Source organism: Bradyrhizobium sp., assembly GCF_052389815.1.
GTDB lineage: Bacteria > Pseudomonadota > Alphaproteobacteria > Rhizobiales > Xanthobacteraceae > Bradyrhizobium.
This window is the reverse complement of sequence record NZ_JBQTHN010000068.1, coordinates 1-23,103: the sequence shown is the minus strand read 5'-3', so window position 1 is coordinate 23,103 and position 23,103 is coordinate 1. Positions and strand designations below refer to the sequence as shown.

The following is a 23,103-nucleotide window of genomic DNA, read 5'->3' as shown; positions in this document are numbered from 1 at the left end:
GGAAAAAGCATGAGCAGCGTCACCGCCGACTCCGTCCCGGCCGAGGAGACCAAGCGCAAATCCGGCCTCGTCTCGATGATCGAGCACACCAGATACGTGCTCGGCGAGAACAGGGTCACCGCATTCGCTTTCGGGCTGCTGGTCGTCATTCTCTTTGCCGCGATGTTCGGCCCCTATGTGGTGCCGTACGATCCGCTCGCCTCCGACACCGCGCAGGCGCTGAAGTCGCCGTCGGCGGCGCACTGGTTCGGCACCGACCAATTGGGCCGCGACATCTTCAGCCGCGTTGTTGTCGCAACGAGGCTCGACATCTTCATCTCCGTCAGCTCCGTCGCGCTGGTTTTCCTGATGGGTGGCCTTGCCGGCGTCGCCGCCGGCTATTTCGGCGGCTGGACCGACCGCATCGTCGGCCGCATCGCCGACACCATCATGGCTTTCCCGCTGTTCGTGCTGGCGATGGGCATCGTCGCGGCGCTCGGCAACTCAGTGCAGAACATCATCCTGGCCACCGCCATCGTGAACTTCCCGCTCTATGCCCGCGTCGCCCGCGCCGAGGCCAATGTGCGCCGCAACGCCGGCTTCGTGCAGGCGGCGCGGCTGTCGGGCAATGGCGAGACGCGCATCCTCTTGGTGCACATCCTGCCCAACATCATGCCGATCATGATCGTGCAGATGTCGCTCACCATGGGCTACGCCATCCTCAACGCCGCGGGCCTGTCCTTCATCGGCCTCGGCGTTCGGCCGCCCACGGCCGAATGGGGCATCATGGTCGCCGAAGGCGCCGGCTTCATGGTGTCGGGCGAATGGTGGATCGCGCTGTTCCCCGGCCTTGCGCTGATGATCGCGGTGTTCTGCTTCAACCTGCTTGGCGACGGCCTGCGCGACATCGTCGATCCGCAGCGGAGGACGTGATGATGGGCCCGGCGCGGTACGAAACTACCGTTCTTCTACTTTGCATGGGGTTGTTTTCGACTTTTTGGGGTGACGCACTCTGCGAGAGGCACGGATGACAGCTCAACCGCTGCTCGACGTCAGGGACCTCACCGTCGAATTCACCACCCGCCGCGGCATCGTCAAGGCCGTGCAGCATGTCGACATCACCGTCGGCAAGGGCGAGACGCTCGGCATCGTCGGCGAGTCCGGCTCCGGCAAGTCGGTGACCTCCTATGCCGTGATGCGCATCCTCGACCGCGCCGGCAGGATCGCCGAGGGCTCGGTGACGTTCTCCGGCATCGACGTCAAGGCGGCGAGCGAAAGCGAGATGCGCGACCTGCGCGGCCGCGAAATCTCGATGGTCTTCCAGAACCCGCGCGCGGCGCTGAATCCGATCCGCAAGGTCGGCGACCAGATCGAGGACGTGCTGCGCCAGCATGTGCAGCAGTCGCAGGTCACAGGTCGCGGCGAGAAGGCGATCGAGGCGCTGGAGCAGGTCAAGATCTCGCGCCCGCGCGAGCGCTATCACGCCTATCCGTTCGAGCTGTCGGGCGGCATGTGCCAGCGTGTCGTCATCGCGCTGGCGCTGGCCTGCAATCCGCGCCTGTTGATCGGCGACGAGCCGACAACCGGCCTCGACGTCACCACGCAGAAGGCGGTGATGGACCTGATCGTGGAGCTGACGAGGCAACGCGGCATGTCCACGATCCTGATCACGCACGATCTTGGCCTCGCCGCCGCCTATTGCGACCGCGTGGTGGTGATGGAGAAGGGTCATGTGGTGGAGACCGCGTTATCGGCCGATATCTTCGCCAGGCCCGCGCACCCCTATACGAAGAAGCTGATGCGCGCGACGCCGCGGATCGGCGTGTCGCTGCGCGATCTGTTGCCGGAAGGGGAGGCTGTTTCCCCTGTCATGGCCGGGCTCGACCCGGCCATCCGTCACTCTTCAAAGGGCGCTTCCAAGGCGATGGACCCCCGGGTCGAGCCCGGGGGTGACGGGAATTCCAAGCCCCTCCTTCTCGTCGACAGACTGGTCAAGGAGTACCCGCGCCAGGGCGCGACCGCCGTGCTCGGCAGATTGTTCAGCCGCAAGCCGCCGATCGAGCAGGAAGTCTTCCGCGCCGTCGACGGCATCAGCTTTTCGGTCGGCCATGGCGAGAGCGTCGGCTTGGTCGGAGAATCCGGTTGCGGCAAGTCCACCACCTCGATGATGGTGATGCGCCTGCTGGACCAGACCTCCGGCCGTATCGTGTTCGACGGGGAGGAGATCGGCACCATCCTGCCGCAGGCCTTTGCGCGGCTGCCGCAGCGCAAGAGCATCCAGATGGTGTTCCAGGATCCGACCGACAGCCTCAACCCGCGCTTCACCGCGGCGCGCGCCATTGCCGATCCGCTGTTGCAGCTCGGCGACATCAGGGGCCGCGACGCGCTGCGCGCCCGCTGCGAGGAGCTCGCCGGCCTCGTCGGCCTGCCGCTCAACCTGCTCGACCGCTTCCCGCACCAGCTCTCCGGCGGCCAGAAGGCCCGCGTCGGCATTGCGCGCGCCATCGCGCTGCATCCGAAACTGGTGATCCTGGACGAGCCGACCGCCGCGCTCGACGTCTCCGTGCAGGCGGTGGTTCTCAATCTGCTGCAGGACCTCAAGCAGTCCATGGGCATGAGCTATCTGTTCGTCTCCCATGATTTGAATGTGGTGCGCCTGTTGTGCGATCGTGTCATCGTGATGCGCGCCGGGCGAATCGTCGAGGAAGGCACGTCCGAAAGGGTGCTCGGCGATCCCCAGGACGCTTATACGCGCGAGCTGTTGGAAGCGATCCCGCATCCGCCGCTGCCGGTCTGAGAAGAACGACGGGAGGAATCATGGCTGCCGACTCTCTGGACGACTACATCGATTCCGTGGCGAAGGCGCTGGGCCTGCGGGTGGAGGACGCCTGGCGGCCGGCGGTGCGCGGCAATCTCGAAGTGTCGTTGCGGCTCGGCCGCCTGGTCGATGAGTTCACGCTATCAGATGAAGCCGAGTCCGCCAGTGTCTATTCAGCCTGACACCGCAATGACCGCTGCATCAGACGGCATGTCCGCGTCCGAGATCGCGCAAGCAGTTGTTGCGCGAAAATTGTCGGCGGTCGAAGTCACCGAAGCCGCGCTGGCGCGGATCGGCAAGCACGACAAGATCCTCAATTCCTTCACCGACGTCACCGCCGAGCGGGCACGGGCGACTGCGAGCGAGATCGATGCCGCGATCGCCGCCGGCAAGAGCGTCGGCCCGCTGGCCGGCGTGCCGTTTGCGGTGAAGAACCTGTTCGACGTGAAAGGCCTCTCGACCCGCGCCGGATCGAAGATCAATCGCGACCGGCCGCCCGCCGTGCGCGACGCCACGCTGATCGAGCGCATGGAAGCCGCCGGGGCGGTGCTGGCGGGCGCGCTCAACATGGGCGAGTACGCCTACGATTTCACCGGCGAGAACGTCCATGATGGCCCCTCGCGCAATCCGCATGATCCCTCGCGGATGACCGGCGGCTCCTCTGGCGGCTCGGGCAGCGCCGTCGGCGGCGGCCTGGTGCCGATTGCGCTGGGATCGGACACCAACGGCTCGATCCGCGTGCCCTCGTCGTTCTGCGGCATCTTCGGCCTGAAGCCGACCTACGGCCGGCTGTCCCGCGCGCGCTCCTATCCCTTCGTTTCGAGCCTCGATCACCTCGGCCCGTTCGCCCGCAACGTCAGCGACCTCGCGCTTGCCTATGACGCAATGCAGGGCCCCGATGCCGACGATGCGGCCTGCACGACGCGGCCGGTCGAGCCGGTGACAGGCCTGTTGGCGCAAGGCATCGGCGGATTGAAAGTTGCGGTCGCCGACGACTACTTCCAGAAGAGCGTCTTCCCCGAGGCGCGGGAGGCAATCGCCCGCGTCGCCAAGGCGCTCGGCGCGACGGAAACCGCCGTCATTCCCGAGGCGGCGCGCGCCCGCGCCGCGGCCTACATCATTACCACCACGGAAGGTGCCTCGCTGCATCTCGACCGCCTGCGCCAGCGACCGGAAGATTTCGATCCCGCCGTGCGCGACCGCTTCATCGCGGGCGCGATGGTTCCGGCGGTACTGGTCGACCGCGCGCAAAAATTCCGCCGCTGGTATCGCGCCAAGGTGCTGGAGCTGTTTCGGTCGGTCGACGTGATCGTTGCGCCGGCCACGCCCTGCGTCGCGCCGAAGATCGGGCAGGCGACCTTCGTGCTCGACGGCGTCGAGCTTCCGGTGCGCGCCAATATCGGCATCCACACCCAGCCGATCTCCTTCATCGGCCTGCCGGTGGTTGCCGTGCCGGTGCCGCTGGAGCCGATGCCGATCGGCGTGCAGGTCATCGCCGCGCCCTGGCGCGAGGACGTCGCGCTGCGAGTGGCAGCCGCGCTGGAGGCGATGGGCGTTGCGGCTGCGCCGCCGCCGCGAGGGCTCTGAGATGGAAATCGATCTTCCCGACGTGCTCGCCGAGGTCACCGCGCAGTTCCAGCGCTACGAGACGGCGCTGGTCGACAACGACGTCGCCGTGCTCGACGAGCTGTTCCGCAACGACGGGCGCACGCTGCGTTACGGCATCGGCGAAAATCTCTACGGCTATGAATCCATCATGGCGTTCCGCGCCGCACGCTCGCCGATCGGGCTGATGCGCAGGACCGACAAGACCGTCATCACCACCTACGGCCGCGATGCCGCGGTGGCCTCGACGCTGTTCTATCGCGACGCATGGGCGGGAGCGAAGGTGGGGCGGCAGATGCAGACGTGGATACGCTTCCCCGAGGGTTGGAGAATCGTCGCCGCGCATGTCAGCATCGTCGACGAACCGCAGGATCGAAAATCATGAGCCTCGACGATCTTCCCAAGGATCTTCCCAAGGCTCGCGGCGGCGCCAGCCCCGAAACGGCGCTGCGCCGCGTCGACCGGCCGACGCCCGGCCGGGCCAAGGTCACGCGTGCGGAAGAGCTTCGCCTGCAGCTCGCCGACGAGATCGTGCGCGGGCAGCTTCCGCCCGGCGCGCCGCTGGACGAGACCGACATCGCGCGGCGTTTCAACGTCTCGCGCACGCCTGTGCGAGAGGCGCTGCGGCAGCTCGCGGCAAGCGGCCTGGTCGAGGCCCGCGCGCATCGCGGCGCCGTGGTGGCGCGGCCCACGCTGGAGCGGCTCAACGGCATGTTCGAGGCGATGGCCGAGCTCGAGGCGCTGTGCGCGGGGTTCGCCGCCGAGCGCATGCCGGCCGTGGACCGCGCCCGGCTGGAGGCCATTCACGAAGAGCTGCGCGTGCTCAGCCATGCCGGCAATCCCGAGCGCTTCCACGCCGTCAACGAACGCTTTCACAATGCGATCTATGCCGGCTCGCAGAACGGCTACATCGCCGAGATGACGCTGGCGACGCGGGTGCGGGTGCAGCCGTTCCGCCGCGCCCAGTTCCGCAATCTCGGACGATTGGCGAAGTCTCACGCCGAGCACGACCGCGTCGTCGTCGCCATCATGCGCGGCGACCGTAGCGGCGCAGCGGCCGCGATGCGCGCCCACATCGAGCTGGTGCACGGCGAGTACGAGCTTTACGCGGTGTCGGTGTAGTTGCGAGGCGAATAGGGAGTAGCAAATGGCGAATGGGGCTCTCGTCCCTATTCGCCATTCGCTACTCGCCATTCGCCCGCATTACTCCGCCGCCTGCCGCGCCACGAATGCGCGCCAGCCGCCGAACGCGGAAATATCGCGCGCCCCGCTCACCGCCGCCGGCTCGACGAGGAATCCCTTGACGCCACGGCCGCCGGCGAGGCGGATCGTGCCGATCGACAGCGGCGGCGGGATCGCGGCGACGAATTTGCCGAAGGAGGCCGCCGACAGCGCCCACAGTTCGAGCTTGATCGCGCTGCCGGCGCCCGCATCGACGCGTAGCATCCCAGGCTTCGGCGGCGTGGTGTCGAGCGCGTAGAGCCTGTAGTCCGGCGCGGTGACGCTTTCTTCCAGCAGCCGTGCGCCCAGCGCCTGCAGCTCGCCGTTCAGCGCCATGCCGGACAGATGCGCGCCGACCACGGCCAGCGCGATCTCGTCATCGGTTGTCGCAGGCAGCGGCGCCAGCTCGGGCTGCGTCACGCCCTTGGCGCCGACGGCAAGTCCGGTATCGGCGTGGAACACGCGGCCGATGCTCGCAAGCAGCGCGTCCTTGCCGGCCGGCGCCAGCAGGGTGATGCCGAAGGGAATGCCGTCCGCGCGCATCGCCGCGGGCAGTGCGAGGCCGCACAGATCGAGCAGATTGACGAAATTGGTGTAAGTGCCGAGCCGGCTGTTGAGCTCGATCGGGTTCGCCAGCACCTGCGCGGTCGAATACGCCGTCGGCGCGGTCGGCAGCACGATGGCGTCGAGATCGGCAAAGGTGCGCGCGGCGACGCCGCGCAGCGCCTGCAGGCGATACAGCGCGGAGAACGTCTCTGCCGCGCTGAGGCGCGCGCCGGCCGCAGTGATCTCGCGCGTCACGGGATGGATCGCCTCCGGCGATGACGCCAGCAGATTGCGGATGACGAGATAGCGCTCCGCCACCCACGGCCCCTCATAGAGCAGGCGCGCGGTCTCATAAAACGGCTCGAGATCGAACTCGACCAGCTCGGCGCCGAGCGCGCTCCAGCGCTGCAACGCCTCGCCATAGGCCTGCTCGGAATGCCAGTCGCCAAAGAAGATCAGCTGCCCCTTGCGGGGTATGCCGAGTCGCAGTTTTCCGGGAAACGACGTCATGCCGGCAAGCGGCCGGTTGCGCGAGAAGGGATCGCCGGCATCCGGCGCGGCCATCGCCTGCAACGCCGCCATCGCGTCGTCGACGGTAAGCGAGAATACCGAGATGCAGTCGAGCGTCCGGCATGCCGGCACCACGCCCGATGTGGAGACCAGGCCGAGGCTCGGCTTCAGGCCGACGATGTTGTTGAGCATCGCCGGCACCCGGCCGCTTCCTGCCGTGTCGGTGCCCAGCGCCAGCGGCACGAGGCCCGCCGCGACCGCCACGGCCGATCCCGAGCTCGATCCGCCCGGCACCAGGTCGCCGCGGATCGGATTGACGGGAATGCCGTAGGGCGAGCGCACGCCGACGAGACCGGTCGCGAACTGGTCGAGATTGGTCTTGCCGATGACGATGGCGCCGGCCGCGCGCAGCCTCGCCACGGCGGTCGCGTCCTGCCCTGGCCGATAGGCGAAGGCCGGGCAGGCAGCGGTGGTCGGCAGACCGGCGGCGTCGATATTGTCTTTCACGGCGACGGGCACGCCGAGCAGCGGAAGACTGGCGGCATCCTGCTTCGCCAGCGCTTCGGCCTCCGCAATCGCCTCCCCTTCGTCGCGCAGCGCGATGAAGATGGCGCCATCGTTGTGCTCGCGGATCCGCCGATAGCTGCGCGCCACGGTCTCCGCAGGCGAAGCCGATCCGTTGCGATGTGCAGCCACGATCGCAGCTACCGTCTCGGGCACGTCGGGCCTCCCTTTCAATCATTAAGCCGCTTGCTGACCCTGTCAGGACGAAGCAAGCGACGTGCCATTGTGTACATCTCATGGTCCAGCGGGTATTCGGGAATATTGTTTTCTGATCAATCGCTTGTGTGAGGAGCTCCGCTCTGTCGCCGGAGTGTTGAAAGCGGCATTTGCTCAGAAAATAGGCAGGTCACTGTCTCGAAGCGTGCGGCCACGGTATTCGGTTGCAGCGCCCGCAATGCTTCAAACTGACGGTTGCATCTTCGGCGGAAATTCACCTTTCCCCGGTACTCCTTAACCGACATTCCGTTGGCTGGCGCGTCACGTGCGCACGGAAAAGGTGCTTTGCTTCGATGGCTCAACCGGATCGGTCGAGTGAGCAGCTCAAGGAGTACCTGGCGCAACTTTCGCCGCAGGTGCGTGGACGGCTGCTTGCCGAACTCGAACGGCTGCTCGGGCTCGGTGAGCCCATTCCTCGCACGGAGGAACTGATCGCCTCGCTGCGCGCCGAGTTCCCCAGCGGAAACGAGCGCCGCAACGAAGCGGCGCGTCTGTTCTTCCAGCCGCTGGAGCCGGTGCTGGTCGACGGTGCGCCGGAACGCGCCAACAGCGGCCAGATCGCGCGGGGGTCGCTCGTGCCAATCTGGGATCTCTTGAAGACCGAGCTGCTGACGACGATGTCGCGGGAATATATCGCCAATGTCGGCAAGGCTCTCGCCAATCCCAAGGAAGCGGAAAAGCTGGCGCTCAGCTTCCAGAAGAAGGCGCTGGGCTATCTGGACGGCACCATGCGCTCGAGCGAGGGCAGCCACATGGTGCGTTCTGCGCTTGGCATGTACACGAGCTCGCCGGCGATCTTCGACGATCTCGCAAAAGTGTTCACGGTGTTTCGCGCCAGCGAGGCGTTGACCAAATTCGGCCAGGGTCTTCCGCCGAAGATTGTAAAGCTCGAAGGAGCGGCGCTCACCAAGGTCCTCGACCAACTGAAGGCGCTGAAGGCGGCGAATGCCGACGCGATACCGTTCGCCCTGACGATCGTTGCAAGACGACTGGCGACACCCTGGCACCTGCTGCATCTCGCGACCAAGGCGGTCGATAGCAAGGCTCCCGCCGCTGTCGCGGCAACGCCCTATGCGCTCGTGGTTTCGATGGCGCTCGACCAGATCGACGAGAAGCGGCTGCTGCTGGCCGTTGCCCTGAAAAGCAATCGCGTCACTGTCGCCAAGGGCATCCTACAGGGGATTTACGCGATCGAGGGTGCGCTGAAGACGCAGATCGAGCTTGGCAATTCCGACTGGGGCAAGCGGCTGAGCGAGCAGATGGCGGCGGTGGCGGCGGCGCTCGACGAAGAGGTCGAACGCAGCCGGACCAATGTCGGAACCCTGACGCATGTGCTGGCCTCCGGCGATCTGCGTCCGGCGCAATCGCTGAAGGAGCGCCTCGCGCAGGCCGTTCAGAAGGGCCGGGCCATGATCGGGGATATCCTTCCGGCCTGATCGCGCCGTCAGGTGAAGCAGGCAAGAATCTGCAGCAGCCGCTCGCGGTTCTCCTTGCCGATCTTCTCGGCGACATGCCGCTCATGCTCGGCCGCAAGCCGTTTGAACTTGCGCAGCTGCTCCTCGCCCTGCGCGGTGAGATGCAGCGCATGCGAGCGCCGGTCGGTGGCCGATGGCACACGCTTGACCAGCTTGCGCTGCTCCAGGCTGTCGAGCAGGTGAACGAGCCGCGCGCGCTCGATGCCGAGCCGCTTGGCGACCGCCGCCTGCGTGAGCCCGGGGTTGGCGCCGATCACGGTCACGACCGAATACTGCGTCGGCCTGATGTCGACCGCGGCAAGCGTCTTGATGAAATCCTGGAAGATCCAGAGCTGGAAGCGCCGCACGGCGTAGCCGGCATGCCCCACCAGCGCGTCAAGGCCGATCGCTTCGTCCGGCTCGGTCCGCCGCGGTTGACCCTTGGCAGACCGCTTCTTGCGAAGCGGAATTCCCGTTCCCGGGTGGACGGCATGGCTGGACAATTGTTTCCTCCGGCGTTGTTTCCTTGTAGCGCACCGGCGCCAGGAGGAAAAGATTGTTGTTGACGACAACAATTGTTCTGACCAACATTATAGCCAGGCAGCCCGCGACGAGACTGCAAGCCCCCCGGGGCGAGGAGAGGAAATCATGACGATGGCCGCCGTCCGCGGTGATGATCCCGCCAGCCTGTTTGCGACACCCGCCATCGTCGCCGCGCGCCGCGCCGATGGCGCCACCCTCGTCAGGTCGACGACCCCGTTGAAGCCTGCGGCGCGCTGCGTCGGCGACTGGCTGGAGCATTGGGCGCGCGCGGCGCCGGATCGCGCCTTCCTCGGCGAGCGCACGCGCGAGGCGCCGTGGACGACGGTGACCTATCGCGATGCGCTCAGGCAGGTGCGCTCCGTCGCCGCCTGGGCGCTGGCGCAGGGGCTGAGCGCGGAACGTCCGCTGGCGGTGCTGTCCGACAACAGCGTCGATCATGCGCTGCTTGCGCTTGGCGCGATGCATGCCGGCGTGCCCGTGGCGGCGATCTCGCCCGCCTATTCGCTGATGTCCAGGGATTTCGACAAGCTCAAGAGCATGATCGCGCTGCTGCAGCCCGGCGCGATCTATGTCTCCGCAACGAAGCCGTTTGCCGCGGCGCTCGCGGCGATCCAGCCGCTGCATCAGGCCAGGATCGTCAGCGGTGCTTCCGATGGCGACGCTATCGCCTTCACCGACGTCGCCTCGACGGCGGAAACGCCTGACGTCGCAAAGGCGTTCGCGGCGATAACGCCGGACACGATCGCGAAGTTTCTCTTTACCTCGGGTTCGACCGGTACGCCGAAGGCCGTGATCAACACCCAGCGCATGCTGACCTCGAGCCAAGAGGCCAAGGCGCAGACCTGGACTTTTCTCGAGGATGCGGGCGAAGACCTCGTCATCCTCGACTGGCTGCCCTGGAGCCACACCTTCGGCGCCAACCACAATTTCAACCTCGTGCTGCGCAATGGCGGCACGCTCTATGTCGACGGCGGCAAGCCGGCGCCAGGGCTGTTCAATACCTCGCTCGCCAACCTGCGCAGCGTGGTGCCGACGGTCTATTTCAACGTGCCGCGCGGTTTCGACATGCTGATCGCGGCGCTGCGCGGCGACGAGGAGCTGCGCAGGAAATTCTTCGGCGGCGTCAGGTTCGCCTTCTATGCCGGCGCAGCACTGCCGCAGAACCTGTGGGACGCGCTGGAAGAGCTTTCGCTGCAGACCGTCGGACGAAAGCTTCCGATGGTGTCGGCCTGGGGCTCGACCGAGACCTCGCCGCTGGCCACCGACTGCCACTTCCTCGCCAAGCGATCCGGCAACATCGGCGTGCCGATTCCCGGCACCGAATTGAAGCTGGTGCCGTCGGGTGACAAGCTGGAGGTGCGGGTGCGCGGGCCGAACGTCACGCCCGGCTACTGGAAGGCGCCGGAGCTGACGGCGCAGGCCTTCGACGAAGAAGGCTTCTACCTGATCGGCGATGCCGTGAAGTTCGCCGATCCCGCGCATCCCGAGCTCGGGCTGTTCTTCGACGGCCGCGTCGCGGAGGATTTCAAGCTCAATTCCGGCACCTGGGTCAGTGTCGGCACGCTGCGCGTTGCCGGCATTGCTGCGCTCGCGCCGCTGGCGCAGGACATCGTCGTCACCGGCCACGATGGCGACGAGGTGCGCTTCCTCGTCTTCCCGAACATTGCGGCCTGCCGCAGCCACGCCGGGTTGCCGGACGCGGCCAGCGCCGACGACGTGATCGGCCATGACAAGGTGCGCGAAGCAATCGCGCAGGGCTTGGCGAAACTGAAGGCGCAAACGCCGAATTCTTCCGGCCACGCGACACGTGCGCTGCTGATGGCCGAGCCTGCGTCCGTCGATGGCGGCGAGATTACCGACAAGGGCTATATCAATCAGCGCGCCGTGCTGACGCGGCGGGCGGCGGCAGTGGTGGAAGTCAACGACGACGCTTCCAAACATTGGATCGCCTGCGGTCGTTGAGGCCATGCCTGCGCGACGCGCCGAAATCTTTGACCGGCCGCGGCGGCCGGTCAGGTGCGGCCGTCCGACCTCGCTCGATTCGCTCTTATTCCGTTCCATACTTGTCAAGGAAGCCGGCTGATGTAATAATTATAAAATATAACCAATGTTACTGGGGAGGCCTGCATGAACGCCATGGGATGGATGCGGATGGGTGCGTTCGCGATGGTGGCCTGCTTGCCGGCCGCGGCGCAGGCGGACGGCGAAGTCTGCACTCAGGTTGCGACGACAACGCTCGAAACTGCCGGGGCCGAGATCAGCTCGTCCAAAATGCAAGAGGCGGGCAGCGGCCTGCCAAAGCACTGCATCGTTACCGGTCTCGCCAACCAGCGAGTTGGTGCGGATGGGAAATCCTACGCCATCCGGTTCGAACTGCGGCTGCCGGTCGAATGGAACGGCCGCTTCCTGCATCAGGTGAATGGAGGCAATGACGGCGTCGTCGTGCCCGCGCTCGGCGACAAGCGGGACGGCATGGCGTCCGGCGGGACGGTCCCGCTGGCGCGCGGGTTCGCCGTGCTGTCCTCCGACAGCGGCCACTCGGGCTCCGATCCCGCGAACACTTCCCTTGGGCTGGCCGCTGGCGCAGCCTTCGGCCTCGATCCGCAGGCGCGGCGCGACTACGGCTACGCCGCAGACATGACGCTTGCGCCCATCGCGCAGAAGATCATCGCCGCGCACTACCGCAAGAAGCCCGAATACTCGTATATGGCGGGATGCTCCAACGGCGGACGCCATACCATGGTTGCGGCCGAACGAATGGCAGAAAGCTATGACGGCTTCCTCGTGGGTAATCCCGGCTTCGACCTGCCGCGTGCCGCGATCCAGCACGCTTGGGATTTGCAAGCGCTCGTGAAAGCCGACCCCGACATCCGCAAGTCCATCACCAGGGACGATGCGCGGCTGATTTCATCCAGAATCATCGAAGCCTGTGACGCCCTCGACGGTATCAAGGATGGTCTGACGTCGAACATGGCGGCGTGCCAGAAGGCGTTTGACTTCAAGAGCCTGACCTGTGCATCCGGCGTTACCCAAGGTTGCCTCTCCGAGGCCAAGGTCGATGCGCTGAAGACTATCTTTGCCGGACCGAAAAATTCAAAAGGCGAGGCGCTCTATTCCGACTGGCCGGCCGATGGCGGCGTGGGCACCGGTAACTGGCGGGCTTGGAAGGTGGAGAGCCCGGTTGCGCCCTGGAACAATTATCCCATCATCGCGACCATGGGGGCGGCTTCGCTCAACTACATCTTTTCAACCCCGCCGATCGCGGTTGAAGGAAGCAGCGGCAAGCTGATCGAGGCGCTGCTAAAGTACGACTTCGACAAGGACGCGCCGAAAATCTACGCCAGGAATGAAATGTTCAAGGAGTCCGCGATGGACTTCATGGCGCCCCCGGAGGTCGACGATCCCAAGCTGGCGGCGCTTCGCAAGGCCGGGCACAAGATGATCATCTATCACGGCCAGGCCGACCCGGTGTTCTCGGTCAACGACACGATTCGATGGTACGAGAAACTGAACGCCAATCTGAAGGGCGAAGCCGCCGGCTCCGTTCGCCTCTTCACGTTGCCAGGCGGCACACATTGCGGCGGCGGCATTACGCTCGAAAAGTTCGACGCGTTGACTGCCCTGACCGATTGGGTAGAGAAAGGCAAGGCCCCCGACCAGATCATTGCCTCGATCAATCCCGCCAACAAGGAAATCCCGGCTTCGTGGAGCCCGGCCCGAACGCGGCCGCTTTGTCCCTATCCCACCTATGCTGCCTTTTCAGGATCCGGCAGCATCGAGGACGCGACAAGCTTCGTCTGCAAGTAGGCGGTGTCCGAACACGCGCCGGGCGGCGATATCCTCGCCGGCGGCTCAAGGCGCCGAGGCCTTGTATCCCTCGACCAGCCGAGCCAGCATGTCGAGGAACGCGGCGCGCTCCTGCTTGTCCAGCGGCGCTAGCGTCTTCGCGTTGAAGCTGACGCCGAGCCGGCTGGCCTCGTCGGCCCGCTTGCGGCCGGCCGCGCTGAGCGAAAGCTCGACGGCGCGCTTGTCCCGCGCCGAACGCTTGCGCCTGATGGTGCCGGCCTCCTCCATGCGCGACAGGATCTTCACGAGGTTGGGCAGCTGCATCTTCAGCACGCCGGCTAGCTCGCTCTGCGTCACCGCCTCGTTGTCGCGCAGCGTGACCAGGATCGCATACTCCACGGGCGACAGTTTCAGTTGCTGGAAATGCGGGTAGAACGCCTCGAAGTTTTCCAGCTGCAGGATGCGGATCATGAAGCCCGGCGTCTGCTCCAGTTTGGTGAGATCGAGTTCCCGGGTTGAAGCCGGCTCCTCGCCGTTTCCCTTGCGTTTCAGCACTTTGGCCGTCCTTCCGATCTGAAAAGCGCGGGCACCTTCACGCGCGAATTGACATCTCCGAAAAGTACTTATATTTTATAAGTAATTTCGAAGCGGCCCTCAGGCTGCCTTTTGTATAGGGGAAGGAAAGCATGCGACAGATGTTTCGCAGGGTAATGCTGGCCGCCGCAGCCTTCGGCGCAATGTTCGCCGGCGCCGCACAGGCCCAGGAAAAAGTCCGGATCGGCGTGCTCAACGACCAGTCCGGTGTGTTTTCGACCTATCAGGGCGTGGGCTCGGTGATCGCCGCGCAGATGGCGGTGGAGGACTACGGCCGCAAGGCCGCCGGCAAGCCCGTCGAAGTCATCACCGCGGACCACCAGAACAAGACCGACGTCGGCGTCGGTATCGCGCGCCGCTGGTACGACACCGAGAGTGTCGATGCCATCTTCGACCTGCCCAACTCGGCGATTGCTCTCGCCGTCGCCGGCATGAGCGAGCAGAAGAACAAGGTGTTCATCGGCTCCGGCGCCGGCACGGCGCTGCTCACCGGCGAGAAGTGCACGCCGAATACGGTGCACTGGACCTACGACACCTATGCGTATGGTCGGGGCCTCGGCAAGGCGGTCGTCGCGCAGGGCGGCAAGAAGTGGTTCTTCATCACCGCCGACTACGCCTTCGGCCACGATCTCGAGAAGCAGGCTGCCGAAGGCGTCAAGGCGTCCGGCGGCGTGGTGCTCGGCGCGGTGCGCCATCCGCTCGGCACGGCCGACTACGCCTCGTTCCTGCTGCAGGCGCAGGCTTCCGGCGCCGATATCGTCGGCGTTGCCAACGCCGGCGACGATACCATCACCTCGATGAAGCAGGCGGCGGAATTCGGCCTGACCCGCAAGCAGAAGCTGGTCGGCCTCATCCTCGGCATGAACGGCCTTCCTGCGCTCGGGCTGAAGGCCGCGCAGGGCGCGCAGATCATGAATCCCTTCTATTGGGATCTCAACGACGGCACCCGTGCCTTCGCCAAGCGTTTCGCCGAGCGCCATCCGCAGAACAACTATCCCAACGACATGCAGGCCGGCGTCTATGCTTCCGTGCTGCATTACCTGAAAGCGGTCGACAAGGTCGGCGGCGCCACCGATGGCAAGGCCGTGGTATCGGCGATGAAGGCAACGCCGACCGACGATGTCCTGTTCGGCAAAGGCGTCATCCGCGCCGACGGGCGCAAGATCCACCCGCTGTACCTGCTTCAGGTGAAGTCGCCCGAGGAATCCAAATCCAAGTGGGATCTCCTGAAGGTCGTCGCGACGATTCCCGGAGATCAGGCCTTTCGTCCCGAGAGCGAAGGAAACTGCCCGCTCGTCAAGAAGTAGGCGGGCGGGAACGGCGGCCGCGAAACCTCTCTCGCGGTCCGCCGGTTTTTCTTTGCGCTATATGTTGCCAAAGCAACTAATTCGTGAGAGACTGATTTTCGACCGAGGCTGAGCAGACAAGCGAAAGGGCCCGGTCGTCTCAGGGGAGGGAATGATGTCCGGGCGCGCCAGCCCGCGCGACGACGCGATGTCGCGCGCGCATCTCTGCGTCGATGACAGGGTCGCAACCGCGGTTACGGCTGGCGCGACGCGTTCAGTCAGGATTGCCGATCCCGCCTGCGCCCGTCACGGCATCGAGATTGCCGTGGACGCGCCGCAGCAGCACGATCAGGGCTTCGCGTTCCGCCTTGCTGAGGCAGGAGAGCACACGCCGTTCGCGCTCCAGCGCGACCGCGATCACCTTGTCGTGGGTCGCCGCGCCCTTGGCGGTCAGCGAGATCGAATAGGTGCGCCCGTCCTCGCGGTCGGTCCGGATCGCGACCAGCCCGCGCGCTTCCATCGCCGCCAGCGTGCGGCTGACCGGACCCTTGTCGAAGCCGATGACGTAGCAGATGCGCGCGGCGGAAATTTCCGGCTCGATCGCCAGCAGCGCCAGAATCCGCCACTCCGTGACGTTCACCCCGAACCGCTTCTGGTAGAGAGCTGTCGCGCTGCGCGACAGCTTGTTGGCGATGAAGGTGATGAGCGCCGGAACGTAGCGGTCGAGATCGAGCACCAGCTCGACCTTCGGGTCCCGGCCTGTCGCGGGAGACCGCAAGTTGCGCGCCTGTCTGTTGCTGCTCATGGCTTTCCGAACGTTCCTGCGTCTTCAGACATAGAGACACCCCGCACCGCTCCGCAAGTACATTATGCAGGAGGCCCCCAGTGACTGCGACCGCCATACCCCCCGGACGCGGCCCCGCGCCGGACGTGCCGCATCTCGACTTCGATCCGTTCTCGATCGAGTTCTTCGCCGATCCCTTCCCGACGCATGAGAGGCTGCGCGAGGCGGGTCCGGTCGTCTATCTCGACAAATATGGCGTTTATGGCGTGGCACGCCACGCCGAAGTGCACGCCGTGCTGAACGATCCCCTGACGTTCTGCTCTAGCCGTGGCGTGGGTTTGAGCGATTTCGCTAAGGAGAAGGCATGGCGGCCGCAAAGCATCATCCTGGAGGCGGATCCGCCGGCGCACACTCGCGCCCGGGCGGTATTGAGCCAGGTATTGTCGGCGACCGCGATGAAGCCGCTGCGCGGGCATTTCACCGATCTCGCCGAAGCCAAGGTCGACGAGCTGCTGGCGCGCGGCAGCTTCGATGCGATCGCCGATCTCGCCGAAGCCTATCCGCTGTCGGTCTTTCCGGACGCCCTGGGCCTGAAGCGGGAAGGCCGCGAGCATCTGTTGCCCTATGCGAGCCTGGTGTTCAACTCGTTCGGTCCGCCGAACCGGTTGCGTCAGGAGGCGATCGAGCGTTCGGCGCCGCATCAGGCCTATGTCGCCGAACAATGCCGCCGCGAGAATCTCGCGCCCGGAGGATTCGGAGCTTGCGTCCATGCGCGCGCCGCTGCCGGCGACATCACCCATGAGGAGGCGCCGCTGCTGGTGCGCTCGCTGCTGTCGGCGGGACTCGACACCACCGTCTACGGCATTGGCGCCGCGGTCTATTGCCTGGCGCGCTATCCCGAGCAGCTGGCGAAGCTGCGCAGCGACCCGACGCTGGCGCGCAATGCCTTCGAGGAGGCCATCCGCTTCGAAAGCCCGGTGCAGACCTTCTTCCGCACCACCACGCGCGAGGTCGAGCTCGGCGGCTACAGCATCGGCGAGGGCGAGAAGGTGCTGATGTTCCTGGGCGCCGCCAACCGCGATCCGCGGCGCTGGGAGAATCCGGACCGCTACGACATTGCCCGCCGTACGTCGGGCCATGTCGGCTTCGGTTCCGGCATCCATATGTGCGTCGGCCAGCTCGTCGCGCGCCTCGAAGGCGAGGTGATGCTCGCAGCGCTCGCGCGCAAGGTCGGATCGATCGAAATCTCGGGCGAGGTGAAGCGCCGCTACAACAACACGCTGCGCGGTCTCGAAAGCCTGCCCATCACCATCAAGCCAGCCTGACGGGCCGATCATGACGACCATCACCTTCATCCATCCCGACGGTCGCGAGCAGCGCATTTCGGCCACTGCCGGCGAAACCGCGATGCAGGCCGCAACGCGCCACGACATCGGCGGCATCCTCGCCGAATGCGGCGGCAACGCCATGTGCGCCACCTGCCACGTCTATGTCGATGACGCCTGGCTGTCGCGGCTGCCTGCGATGGCCGACGACGAGGACGCGCTGCTCGACGGCACTGCGGCCGAACGGCGCGCGAGCAGCCGCCTGTCCTGCCAGATCAAGCCTTCGGCCGAACTCGACGGCCTGGTGCTGCACCTGCCGGAACGGCAGGCCTGACAACAACTGACATCGAGGGGAGGGAACCATGAAGAAACTTGGACTATGCAGCGCGCTCGCGCTGGCCTGCGTTGCGTCGCTCGCGCATGCGGAGATATCCGCCAATGTCGTGCGCGTCGGCGTGCTCAACGACATTTCCGGCATCTTCCAGGACACCAACGGCATGGGCTCGGTCGAGGCCGCGCGCATGGCGGCTGAAGATTTCAATGGCGGGGGCAAGAACATCAAGGTCGAGATCGTCTACGCCGATCACCAGAACAAGGCCGACGTCGGCTCCGCCATCGCGCGCAAATGGCTCGACGTCGATGGCGTCGATGCCATCGTCGACGTGCCCAACTCGGCGGTCGGCCTCACCATCAACTCGCTGGTGCGCGACACGAAGATGACGTTCCTCGCGTCATCGACGGCCAGCTCCGACCTCACCGGCAAGGCCTGCTCGCCCAACACCATCCAATGGGTCAACGACGTCTGGGCCACCGGCAACGCCACCGCGGCGGCGATGATGGCGCGCGGCGGCAAGGAGTGGTTCTTCGTCACCGTGAATTTTGCGCTCGGCCAGGGCATCGAGGCGGAAGCCACCAATTACATCGCGAAGCACGGCGGCAAGGTGATGGGCTCGGCCAAACATCCGCTCAACACTTCGGATTTCGCCTCGCTGCTGCTGCAGGCGCAGAATTCGAAGGCCAAGGTGATCGGCCTTGCCAATGCCGGCGGCGACACCGTCAACGCGGTGAAGCAGGCTGCCGAATTCGGCCTGCAGCAGGGCGGCCAGACCATGGTGGCGTTCCTGCTGTTCGTGAACGACATCCACGGCATGGGTCTGAAGGTCGGCCAGGGCCTGCAGATCCTCGAAGCGTTCTACTGGGACATGGACGGCGACACCCGCGCCTTCGCCAAGCGCTTTGCCGCCCGGCCGGGCATGAACGGCAAGATGCCGAGCGCCAACCAGGCCGGCGTCTATGCCTCGACGCTCGCCTATCTCAACGCGGTTGCCGCTACCGGCAGCGACGATGCCAAGAACGTCGTGCCGCAGATGAAGAAGTTTCGGGGCAAGGACAAGCTGTTCGGCGACGTCACCATTCGTCAGGACGGCCGCGTCATCCACCCGATGTACCTGTTCGAGGTGAAGAAGCCGGAAGAGTCGAAATATCCGTACGATTATTACAAGCTGATCTCGACCATTCCCGCCGAGCAGGCGTTTCGCCCGCTGAACGACGGCGGGTGTTCATTGGTGAAGTAGCTGTTTCCGCAACAACAGCCGTCATGCCCGGGCTCGTCCCGGGCATCCACGTTCTTTCTGTCCGTGGAGGAAAGACGTGGATGGCCGGGACAAGCCCGGCCATGACGATGCGCGGTACGCGAACTCGCTCCTCACCATGAAGGGTAACCGAGCGAACTAGCTCGTCACCTTGCTGCTGCCTTGCGTGATCAGCCGCGCGGGGCGCTGGTCGCGCATGTAGATCCACAGCCAGCTCAAGGCGACGCCGAGCCGGTGGCGCAGGCCGATCAGGAAGTAGATGTGGGCGATGCCCCAGATCCACCACGCGATCGTGCCGCGCAGCTTGAAGCTGCCGAAATCGATCACCGCGAGCCGCTTGCCGATCTGCGCGAGACTGCCGGCATGCTTGTAGCGGAATGGCGGCAGCGTCCTGCCGGCCAGCCGCGCCTTGATCAGCGATGCGACATAGCGCCCCTGCTGTTTCGCCGCCGGCGCGATGCCGGGCACCGGATTGCCGTCGGGCGCCTTGACGGTCGTGGTATCGCCGACCGCAAAGATGTCGGGATGGCCGGGCACGGTCAGGTCGGGCTCGACCTGCAATCGAAAGGCGCGATCGTGCGGCGCCTCGAGCCATTCGGCGGCGCGCGAGGCGCGCACGCCCGCGGCCCAGATCAGCGTGCGCGCCGCCAGCCGCTTGCCGCCATAGACCACGCCTTCCGCCGAGCATTCGGTGACGGCTTCGCCCAGCAACACCTCGACGCCGAGCTTTTGCAGCGAGCGCTGCGCATAGGCCGAGAGATCCTCGGGAAATCCGGCCAGCACGCGTGGCCCCGCCTCGATCAGCACGACGCGCGCGCTGCGCGTGTCGATGTTGCGGAAATCGCGCGGCAGCGTGTCGCGCGCCATGTCGGCGATGGTGCCGGCCATCTCGACGCCGGTAGGTCCCGCGCCGACGATGACGAAGGTGAGCAGCGCCGCGCGCTTGGCCGGATCGCTCTCGCGCTCGGCGCGCTCGAAGGCGACGAGGATGCGCCGCCGCAGCGTCGTGGCGTCTTCCAGCGTCTTCAGCCCGGGTGCGAACGGCTCCCATTCGTCGTGGCCGAAATAGGCATGGCGCGCCCCGGTGGCGAGCACCAGCGTGTCATAGGAGATCGCGCCGCCGTCTTCCAGCAGCACGCGCTTGCCGCCGGCGTCGACGCCGTTGACGTTGGCAAACAGCGTGGTCACTTCAGGCCTGTCGCGCAGGAGATAGCGGATCGGCCAGGCGATTTCGGAGGTGGCCAGCGAAGCGGTCGCAACCTGATAGAGCAGGGGCTGGAACAGATGATGATTGCGGCGGTCGATCATGGTGATCGTCACGGGCGCGCCACTCAGGCGGAACGCGGTCTCCAGCCCGCCGAAGCCGGCGCCGACGATCACCACGTGGTGGGGTTTTGACGGCGTTTCGTTCATCGATTCCTGCTCCTCTTCGCGGTCGATTATGCATGGATCGGCGGGGCGGTTCCAAGGCGCATTCGCCAATGGGTCGATAGCGAACCGCTATTGTCCGGTATTCGGCCACCCGGGCAAAAAAAAGATTGCGGCCGCGAATCCTTTTCATCCCCTCAAACGTCCTTGGGGTGAGCAACACGAGGAGACGGCCATGCGACGAACCCTGATCCGCTACAAGACGAAGCCCGAGGCGGCCGAGCGCAATGCCGAGCTGGTGAGGGCGGTGTTTGCCGAATTGCAGGCTGCCAGGCCCGATGGCGTGCGCTATCTTACCCTGCGGCTCGACGACGACAGTTTTGTGCACGTCGTCGAGACCGCGGCGGACGACGGCACCAGTCCGATTCCGAAGCTGAAGGCGTTCCAGCAGTTCCAGAACGGAATCCGCGATCGTTGCCTGGAACCGCCGGCGCCGCGCGGCGCTGCGGTCGTTGGCAACTATCGAATGTTGAACGAGACGTGATGCCGAGGGATGCCATGACCTCGCCTGCGCAAGTACCGGCCCCGGTCGATCTCGACCGCTTCCTGACCGCGATGCGGCCAAGACTGCATCGCTATTGCGCGCGCATGGTGGGCTCGGTCATCGACGGCGAGGACGTGCTGCAGGATGCGCTGGTCAAGGCCGTCGAGGTGTTTTCTGCCGCCGGGCCATTGCAACATCCCGAAGGCTGGCTGTTCAAAATCGCGCACAACACGGCGCTGGACTTCCTGCGCCGGAAGCGCCGGCAGGCCGCGATTTTCGTTGGAGCGGAGCTGGACATGGTCGCCGATGAGCTCGATGCGGTCACGAGCCGCCAGATTGCCAGTGCCTCCTTGCGTACCTTCATGCGGCTGCCGGAGACCCAGCGCGCCTGCGTGATTCTGGCGGACGTGCTCGGCTGCTCGCTGCAGGAGGTCTGCGACGTCATGGATGCGAGCCTGCCTGCGGTAAAAGCCTCGCTGCATCGCGGACGCGCGAAACTTCGCGAGATCGCGGGGGAGCCCGAGGATGCGCCGCAGCCGGTGCTGTCCGATTCCGGGCGGGCGCAGCTTGCCGCCTATGTCGCCCATTTCAACGCGCGCGATTTCGACGCCATCCGCGCCATGATCGCCGACGACGTCAGGCTCGAGCTCGTGGGCAGGACGCGCATGCGCGGCAAGGCCGAGGTCGGCAGATATTTCGGCAATTACTCGAGCGCCGGCGACTGGCGCCTGGTGCCGGGACTGGTCGAGGGCCGTCCGGCCATCCTGGTGTTCGACCCGAGCGCGGGCGACGCGCCGCCGAAATATTTCATGTTGCTGGGCTGGGAAGGCGACATGGTCGCCACCATCCGCGATTTCCGCTACGCGCGCTACATCCTCGACGGTGCCGAATACAGCGTGTGACGTTACCTGGCAGTCGCGCCGGGAGGCGACGGCCACTCGATCGAGGCCTCGATGATGGCGGCCGTCTTGCGATAGTGCTCGGCCAGGAGGCGGACCGCGTCCTCGCTTCGGCGCAGCGTGGCGTCCATGATCTCCCGGTGTTCGGCCGCGGCGTCGCGCCGTCGCTTGCCCAGCACGCCGCCGAAATAGTTCGGCAGACGGTAGCGCTGCGTCTCGACATAGAGCTGGTCCGCGAGATCGAGCAGGCGCGGCGAGGCGCAACGCGCGATCAGCGCGCGATGGAAATGATGATGCCGCTCCTCCATCGCGAACAGGTCGGCCGTCTCTACCTTTCCGGAAGCGCGCGATTGCCGTTCGACCTGCAGGTTCAGCGCGTGGAAGGCGGCAACGATGCCGGCTTCCCAGTCGTCGTCGCCGCTGCGCATCGACCGGCGCAGCGCCTCGCTTTCGATCAGGATGCGCGTTTCCGTCGCGTCCTCGATCTCTTCGCGCGACAACGGTGCAACCGAGAAGCCGCGGAGCGCGGTCGAAAGCACCAGCCGTTCCGATTGCAGCCGCATCAAGGCTTCGCGAAGCGGCGAGAAGCTCAGCCCGTAACGCTGCCGCAGCGCTTCCAGCCGCAGCGGCTCTCCGGCCGTGAACGTACCGACGACGATGTCGGCGCGCAGCCGTTGATAGGCCATCTCGCCCAACGTGGCTGGCTCGCCGCCGCCCTCGCTGGCCGTTCGGTGTCCGCTTGCCCCGGCCGGTTGGTCCCGGACCATGCGGCCAGTCTTTCGATTAGAAGCCATATTTTCGAAAATTCTATCTTGCGTCCACAATGGAATTGATTTTATATGATCCTATATCCGGGGAGAGCGAGATGGCAACAGCACGCCGCGAAAACCATCGGGAAAACGTCGCCGGCCGCGCCAATGTCGAGGATACGCCGGAGCTGCTCGCCTATTACGACGAGCTCGAAGGCCTCGATGCCGGCGCGCTCTGGACCGTCGCCAACAAGATCGAGCCGTGGCAGCCGAAATCCTCGTCGGTCCCGGTGCTGTGGCGTTATGAGGACCTGCGCCGGCATGTGCTGCGCTCGGTCGAACTGGTGTCGCCGGAAAAGGCCGGCCGCCGCGTCATCTATCTGAACAATCCGGGACGGCGCGAACACGCGGCCGCCGTCGGCTGGCTCTATTCCGGCTTGCAGGTGATGCATCCGGGGGAGGTGGCGTCCGCGCACGCTCATTCAGCATCCGCGCTGCGCTTCATCATGGAAGGCGAGGGCGCCTACACCGTCGTCGACGGGCATAAGCTGACGTTAGGGGCCAACGACTTCGTGCTGACGCCGAACGGTACCTGGCACGAGCACGGCGTCGCCGGCGACGGCACGCCCTGCATCTGGCAGGACGGTCTCGACATTCCCCTGGTGAACTGCCTCGAGGCCAATTTCTATGCGGTGCACCCGAAGATGCAGCAGGAGGTCG

The 23,103-nt window shown here is 65.7% G+C and carries 22 protein-coding genes; 16 read left to right on the top strand and 6 right to left on the bottom strand.

Translation table 11 applies throughout. From position 1 onward, the window contains the following. The first annotated feature begins 9 nt into the window (after positions 1 to 9). From ACT4OC_RS11835 to ACT4OC_RS11810, 6 genes are all read left to right on the top strand, one after another. Positions 10 to 912: an ABC transporter permease gene (locus ACT4OC_RS11835; protein WP_444839171.1), complete on the top strand. Its 903-nt coding sequence runs from the start codon at positions 10 to 12 to the stop codon at positions 910 to 912. Between the two features lie 94 nt (positions 913 to 1,006). Further along, on the top strand, positions 1,007 to 2,776 hold the full coding sequence (locus tag ACT4OC_RS11830; protein WP_444839170.1) for a dipeptide ABC transporter ATP-binding protein: 1,770 nt from the start codon (positions 1,007 to 1,009) through the stop codon (positions 2,774 to 2,776). A gap of 20 nt (positions 2,777 to 2,796) precedes the next feature. After that, the gene (locus tag ACT4OC_RS11825) at positions 2,797 to 2,979 is read left to right on the top strand and encodes a DUF4089 domain-containing protein (protein WP_444839169.1); all 183 of its coding nucleotides are present in this window, start codon (positions 2,797 to 2,799) and stop codon (positions 2,977 to 2,979) included. Between the two features lie 28 nt (positions 2,980 to 3,007). After that, positions 3,008 to 4,384, top strand: a complete 1,377-nt coding sequence (locus ACT4OC_RS11820) for an AtzE family amidohydrolase (RefSeq protein WP_444839196.1) — start codon at positions 3,008 to 3,010, stop codon at positions 4,382 to 4,384. A 1-nt stretch (position 4,385) separates the two neighbouring features. Beyond that, on the top strand, positions 4,386 to 4,787 hold the full coding sequence (gene hpxZ, locus ACT4OC_RS11815) for an oxalurate catabolism protein HpxZ (protein WP_444839168.1): 402 nt from the start codon (positions 4,386 to 4,388) through the stop codon (positions 4,785 to 4,787). Beyond that, complete coding sequence (locus ACT4OC_RS11810; RefSeq protein WP_444839167.1) at positions 4,784 to 5,524, top strand: GntR family transcriptional regulator; 741 nt, start codon at positions 4,784 to 4,786, stop codon at positions 5,522 to 5,524. The genes hpxZ and ACT4OC_RS11810 overlap by 4 nt, the downstream gene beginning before the upstream one ends. 81 nt (positions 5,525 to 5,605) lie before the next feature. Here ACT4OC_RS11810 and atzF read toward each other — a convergent pair whose 3' ends face one another. Beyond that, a complete protein-coding gene (gene atzF / locus ACT4OC_RS11805) occupies positions 5,606 to 7,399 on the bottom strand; it encodes an allophanate hydrolase (protein ID WP_444839166.1) in 1,794 nt (597 codons plus the stop codon). 353 nt (positions 7,400 to 7,752) lie between these two features. Between atzF and ACT4OC_RS11800 the strand changes: the two genes are divergently transcribed. Then, positions 7,753 to 8,895 (top strand): hypothetical protein, encoded by a 1,143-nt coding sequence (locus ACT4OC_RS11800; RefSeq protein ID WP_444839165.1) that lies wholly within the window; start codon positions 7,753 to 7,755, stop codon positions 8,893 to 8,895. An 8-nt stretch (positions 8,896 to 8,903) separates the two neighbouring features. Here the strand turns inward: ACT4OC_RS11800 and ACT4OC_RS11795 are convergent, their stop codons facing one another. Continuing rightward, positions 8,904 to 9,320, bottom strand: a complete 417-nt coding sequence (locus ACT4OC_RS11795) for a MarR family winged helix-turn-helix transcriptional regulator (RefSeq protein ID WP_444839195.1) — start codon at positions 9,318 to 9,320, stop codon at positions 8,904 to 8,906. Positions 9,321 to 9,561: 241 nt separating this feature from the next. Here ACT4OC_RS11795 and ACT4OC_RS11790 point away from each other — a divergent pair, with 241 nt between their 5' ends. Then, positions 9,562 to 11,418, top strand: coding sequence for a feruloyl-CoA synthase (locus tag ACT4OC_RS11790; RefSeq protein ID WP_444839164.1), 1,857 nt, complete (start codon positions 9,562 to 9,564; stop codon positions 11,416 to 11,418). A 165-nt stretch (positions 11,419 to 11,583) separates the two neighbouring features. Further along, positions 11,584 to 13,263, top strand: a complete 1,680-nt coding sequence (locus ACT4OC_RS11785) for a tannase/feruloyl esterase family alpha/beta hydrolase (RefSeq protein WP_444839163.1) — start codon at positions 11,584 to 11,586, stop codon at positions 13,261 to 13,263. A gap of 45 nt (positions 13,264 to 13,308) precedes the next feature. Here the strand turns inward: ACT4OC_RS11785 and ACT4OC_RS11780 are convergent, their stop codons facing one another. Then, a complete protein-coding gene (locus tag ACT4OC_RS11780; protein ID WP_444839162.1) occupies positions 13,309 to 13,797 on the bottom strand; it encodes a MarR family winged helix-turn-helix transcriptional regulator in 489 nt (162 codons plus the stop codon). Between the two features lie 140 nt (positions 13,798 to 13,937). On the opposite strand from ACT4OC_RS11780, the gene ACT4OC_RS11775 reads away from it, so the two are divergent. Next, on the top strand, positions 13,938 to 15,143 hold the full coding sequence (locus ACT4OC_RS11775) for an ABC transporter substrate-binding protein (RefSeq protein ID WP_444839194.1): 1,206 nt from the start codon (positions 13,938 to 13,940) through the stop codon (positions 15,141 to 15,143). 253 nt (positions 15,144 to 15,396) lie between these two features. On the opposite strand, the gene ACT4OC_RS11770 is transcribed toward ACT4OC_RS11775, so the two are convergent. Further along, on the bottom strand, positions 15,397 to 15,927 hold the full coding sequence (locus ACT4OC_RS11770) for a MarR family winged helix-turn-helix transcriptional regulator (protein ID WP_444839161.1): 531 nt from the start codon (positions 15,925 to 15,927) through the stop codon (positions 15,397 to 15,399). A gap of 80 nt (positions 15,928 to 16,007) precedes the next feature. On the opposite strand from ACT4OC_RS11770, the gene ACT4OC_RS11765 reads away from it, so the two are divergent. The 3 genes from ACT4OC_RS11765 to ACT4OC_RS11755 are packed head-to-tail and all read left to right on the top strand — an operon-like array spanning position 16,008 to position 18,805. Then, positions 16,008 to 17,231, top strand: coding sequence for a cytochrome P450 (locus ACT4OC_RS11765; RefSeq protein WP_444839160.1), 1,224 nt, complete (start codon positions 16,008 to 16,010; stop codon positions 17,229 to 17,231). 10 nt (positions 17,232 to 17,241) lie between these two features. Beyond that, positions 17,242 to 17,565, top strand: coding sequence for a 2Fe-2S iron-sulfur cluster-binding protein (locus tag ACT4OC_RS11760; protein WP_444839159.1), 324 nt, complete (start codon positions 17,242 to 17,244; stop codon positions 17,563 to 17,565). 28 nt (positions 17,566 to 17,593) lie between these two features. Further along, entirely contained in the window at positions 17,594 to 18,805 is a 1,212-nt protein-coding gene (locus tag ACT4OC_RS11755; RefSeq protein WP_444839158.1) for an ABC transporter substrate-binding protein, read from the top strand. A gap of 156 nt (positions 18,806 to 18,961) precedes the next feature. On the opposite strand, the gene ACT4OC_RS11750 is transcribed toward ACT4OC_RS11755, so the two are convergent. Next, positions 18,962 to 20,236 carry an NAD(P)/FAD-dependent oxidoreductase gene (locus ACT4OC_RS11750; RefSeq protein ID WP_444839157.1) on the bottom strand — a complete coding sequence of 425 codons (1,275 nt, stop codon included), beginning with the start codon at positions 20,234 to 20,236 and terminating at the stop codon, positions 18,962 to 18,964. Between the two features lie 190 nt (positions 20,237 to 20,426). Here ACT4OC_RS11750 and ACT4OC_RS11745 point away from each other — a divergent pair, with 190 nt between their 5' ends. Both ACT4OC_RS11745 and ACT4OC_RS11740 read left to right on the top strand, forming a co-directional pair. Next, positions 20,427 to 20,735 (top strand): hypothetical protein, encoded by a 309-nt coding sequence (locus ACT4OC_RS11745; RefSeq protein WP_444839156.1) that lies wholly within the window; start codon positions 20,427 to 20,429, stop codon positions 20,733 to 20,735. 14 nt (positions 20,736 to 20,749) lie between these two features. After that, positions 20,750 to 21,637: a sigma-70 family RNA polymerase sigma factor gene (locus ACT4OC_RS11740; protein WP_444839155.1), complete on the top strand. Its 888-nt coding sequence runs from the start codon at positions 20,750 to 20,752 to the stop codon at positions 21,635 to 21,637. Positions 21,638 to 21,639: 2 nt separating this feature from the next. On the opposite strand, the gene ACT4OC_RS11735 is transcribed toward ACT4OC_RS11740, so the two are convergent. Beyond that, positions 21,640 to 22,401, bottom strand: coding sequence for a GntR family transcriptional regulator (locus tag ACT4OC_RS11735; RefSeq protein ID WP_444839154.1), 762 nt, complete (start codon positions 22,399 to 22,401; stop codon positions 21,640 to 21,642). A gap of 98 nt (positions 22,402 to 22,499) precedes the next feature. Between ACT4OC_RS11735 and ACT4OC_RS11730 the strand changes: the two genes are divergently transcribed. Next, positions 22,500 to 23,103: cupin domain-containing protein (locus tag ACT4OC_RS11730; protein WP_444839153.1), on the top strand; the 604-nt coding region annotated here is incomplete at its 3' end.

Coding starts and splice junctions, on each gene's coding strand:
- ACT4OC_RS11835 (WP_444839171.1), top strand. CDS start 10: ATGAGCAGCGTCACCGCCGACTCCGTCCCGGCCGAGGAGACCAAGCGC.
- ACT4OC_RS11830 (WP_444839170.1), top strand. CDS start 1,007: ATGACAGCTCAACCGCTGCTCGACGTCAGGGACCTCACCGTCGAATTC.
- ACT4OC_RS11825 (WP_444839169.1), top strand. CDS start 2,797: ATGGCTGCCGACTCTCTGGACGACTACATCGATTCCGTGGCGAAGGCG.
- ACT4OC_RS11820 (WP_444839196.1), top strand. CDS start 3,008: ATGTCCGCGTCCGAGATCGCGCAAGCAGTTGTTGCGCGAAAATTGTCG.
- hpxZ (WP_444839168.1), top strand. CDS start 4,386: ATGGAAATCGATCTTCCCGACGTGCTCGCCGAGGTCACCGCGCAGTTC.
- ACT4OC_RS11810 (WP_444839167.1), top strand. CDS start 4,784: ATGAGCCTCGACGATCTTCCCAAGGATCTTCCCAAGGCTCGCGGCGGC.
- ACT4OC_RS11800 (WP_444839165.1), top strand. CDS start 7,753: ATGGCTCAACCGGATCGGTCGAGTGAGCAGCTCAAGGAGTACCTGGCG.
- ACT4OC_RS11790 (WP_444839164.1), top strand. CDS start 9,562: ATGACGATGGCCGCCGTCCGCGGTGATGATCCCGCCAGCCTGTTTGCG.
- ACT4OC_RS11785 (WP_444839163.1), top strand. CDS start 11,584: ATGAACGCCATGGGATGGATGCGGATGGGTGCGTTCGCGATGGTGGCC.
- ACT4OC_RS11775 (WP_444839194.1), top strand. CDS start 13,938: ATGTTTCGCAGGGTAATGCTGGCCGCCGCAGCCTTCGGCGCAATGTTC.
- ACT4OC_RS11770 (WP_444839161.1), bottom strand. CDS start 15,927: ATGAGCAGCAACAGACAGGCGCGCAACTTGCGGTCTCCCGCGACAGGC.
- ACT4OC_RS11760 (WP_444839159.1), top strand. CDS start 17,242: ATGACGACCATCACCTTCATCCATCCCGACGGTCGCGAGCAGCGCATT.
- ACT4OC_RS11755 (WP_444839158.1), top strand. CDS start 17,594: ATGAAGAAACTTGGACTATGCAGCGCGCTCGCGCTGGCCTGCGTTGCG.
- ACT4OC_RS11750 (WP_444839157.1), bottom strand. CDS start 20,236: ATGAACGAAACGCCGTCAAAACCCCACCACGTGGTGATCGTCGGCGCC.
- ACT4OC_RS11745 (WP_444839156.1), top strand. CDS start 20,427: ATGCGACGAACCCTGATCCGCTACAAGACGAAGCCCGAGGCGGCCGAG.
- ACT4OC_RS11740 (WP_444839155.1), top strand. CDS start 20,750: ATGACCTCGCCTGCGCAAGTACCGGCCCCGGTCGATCTCGACCGCTTC.
- ACT4OC_RS11735 (WP_444839154.1), bottom strand. CDS start 22,401: ATGGTCCGGGACCAACCGGCCGGGGCAAGCGGACACCGAACGGCCAGC.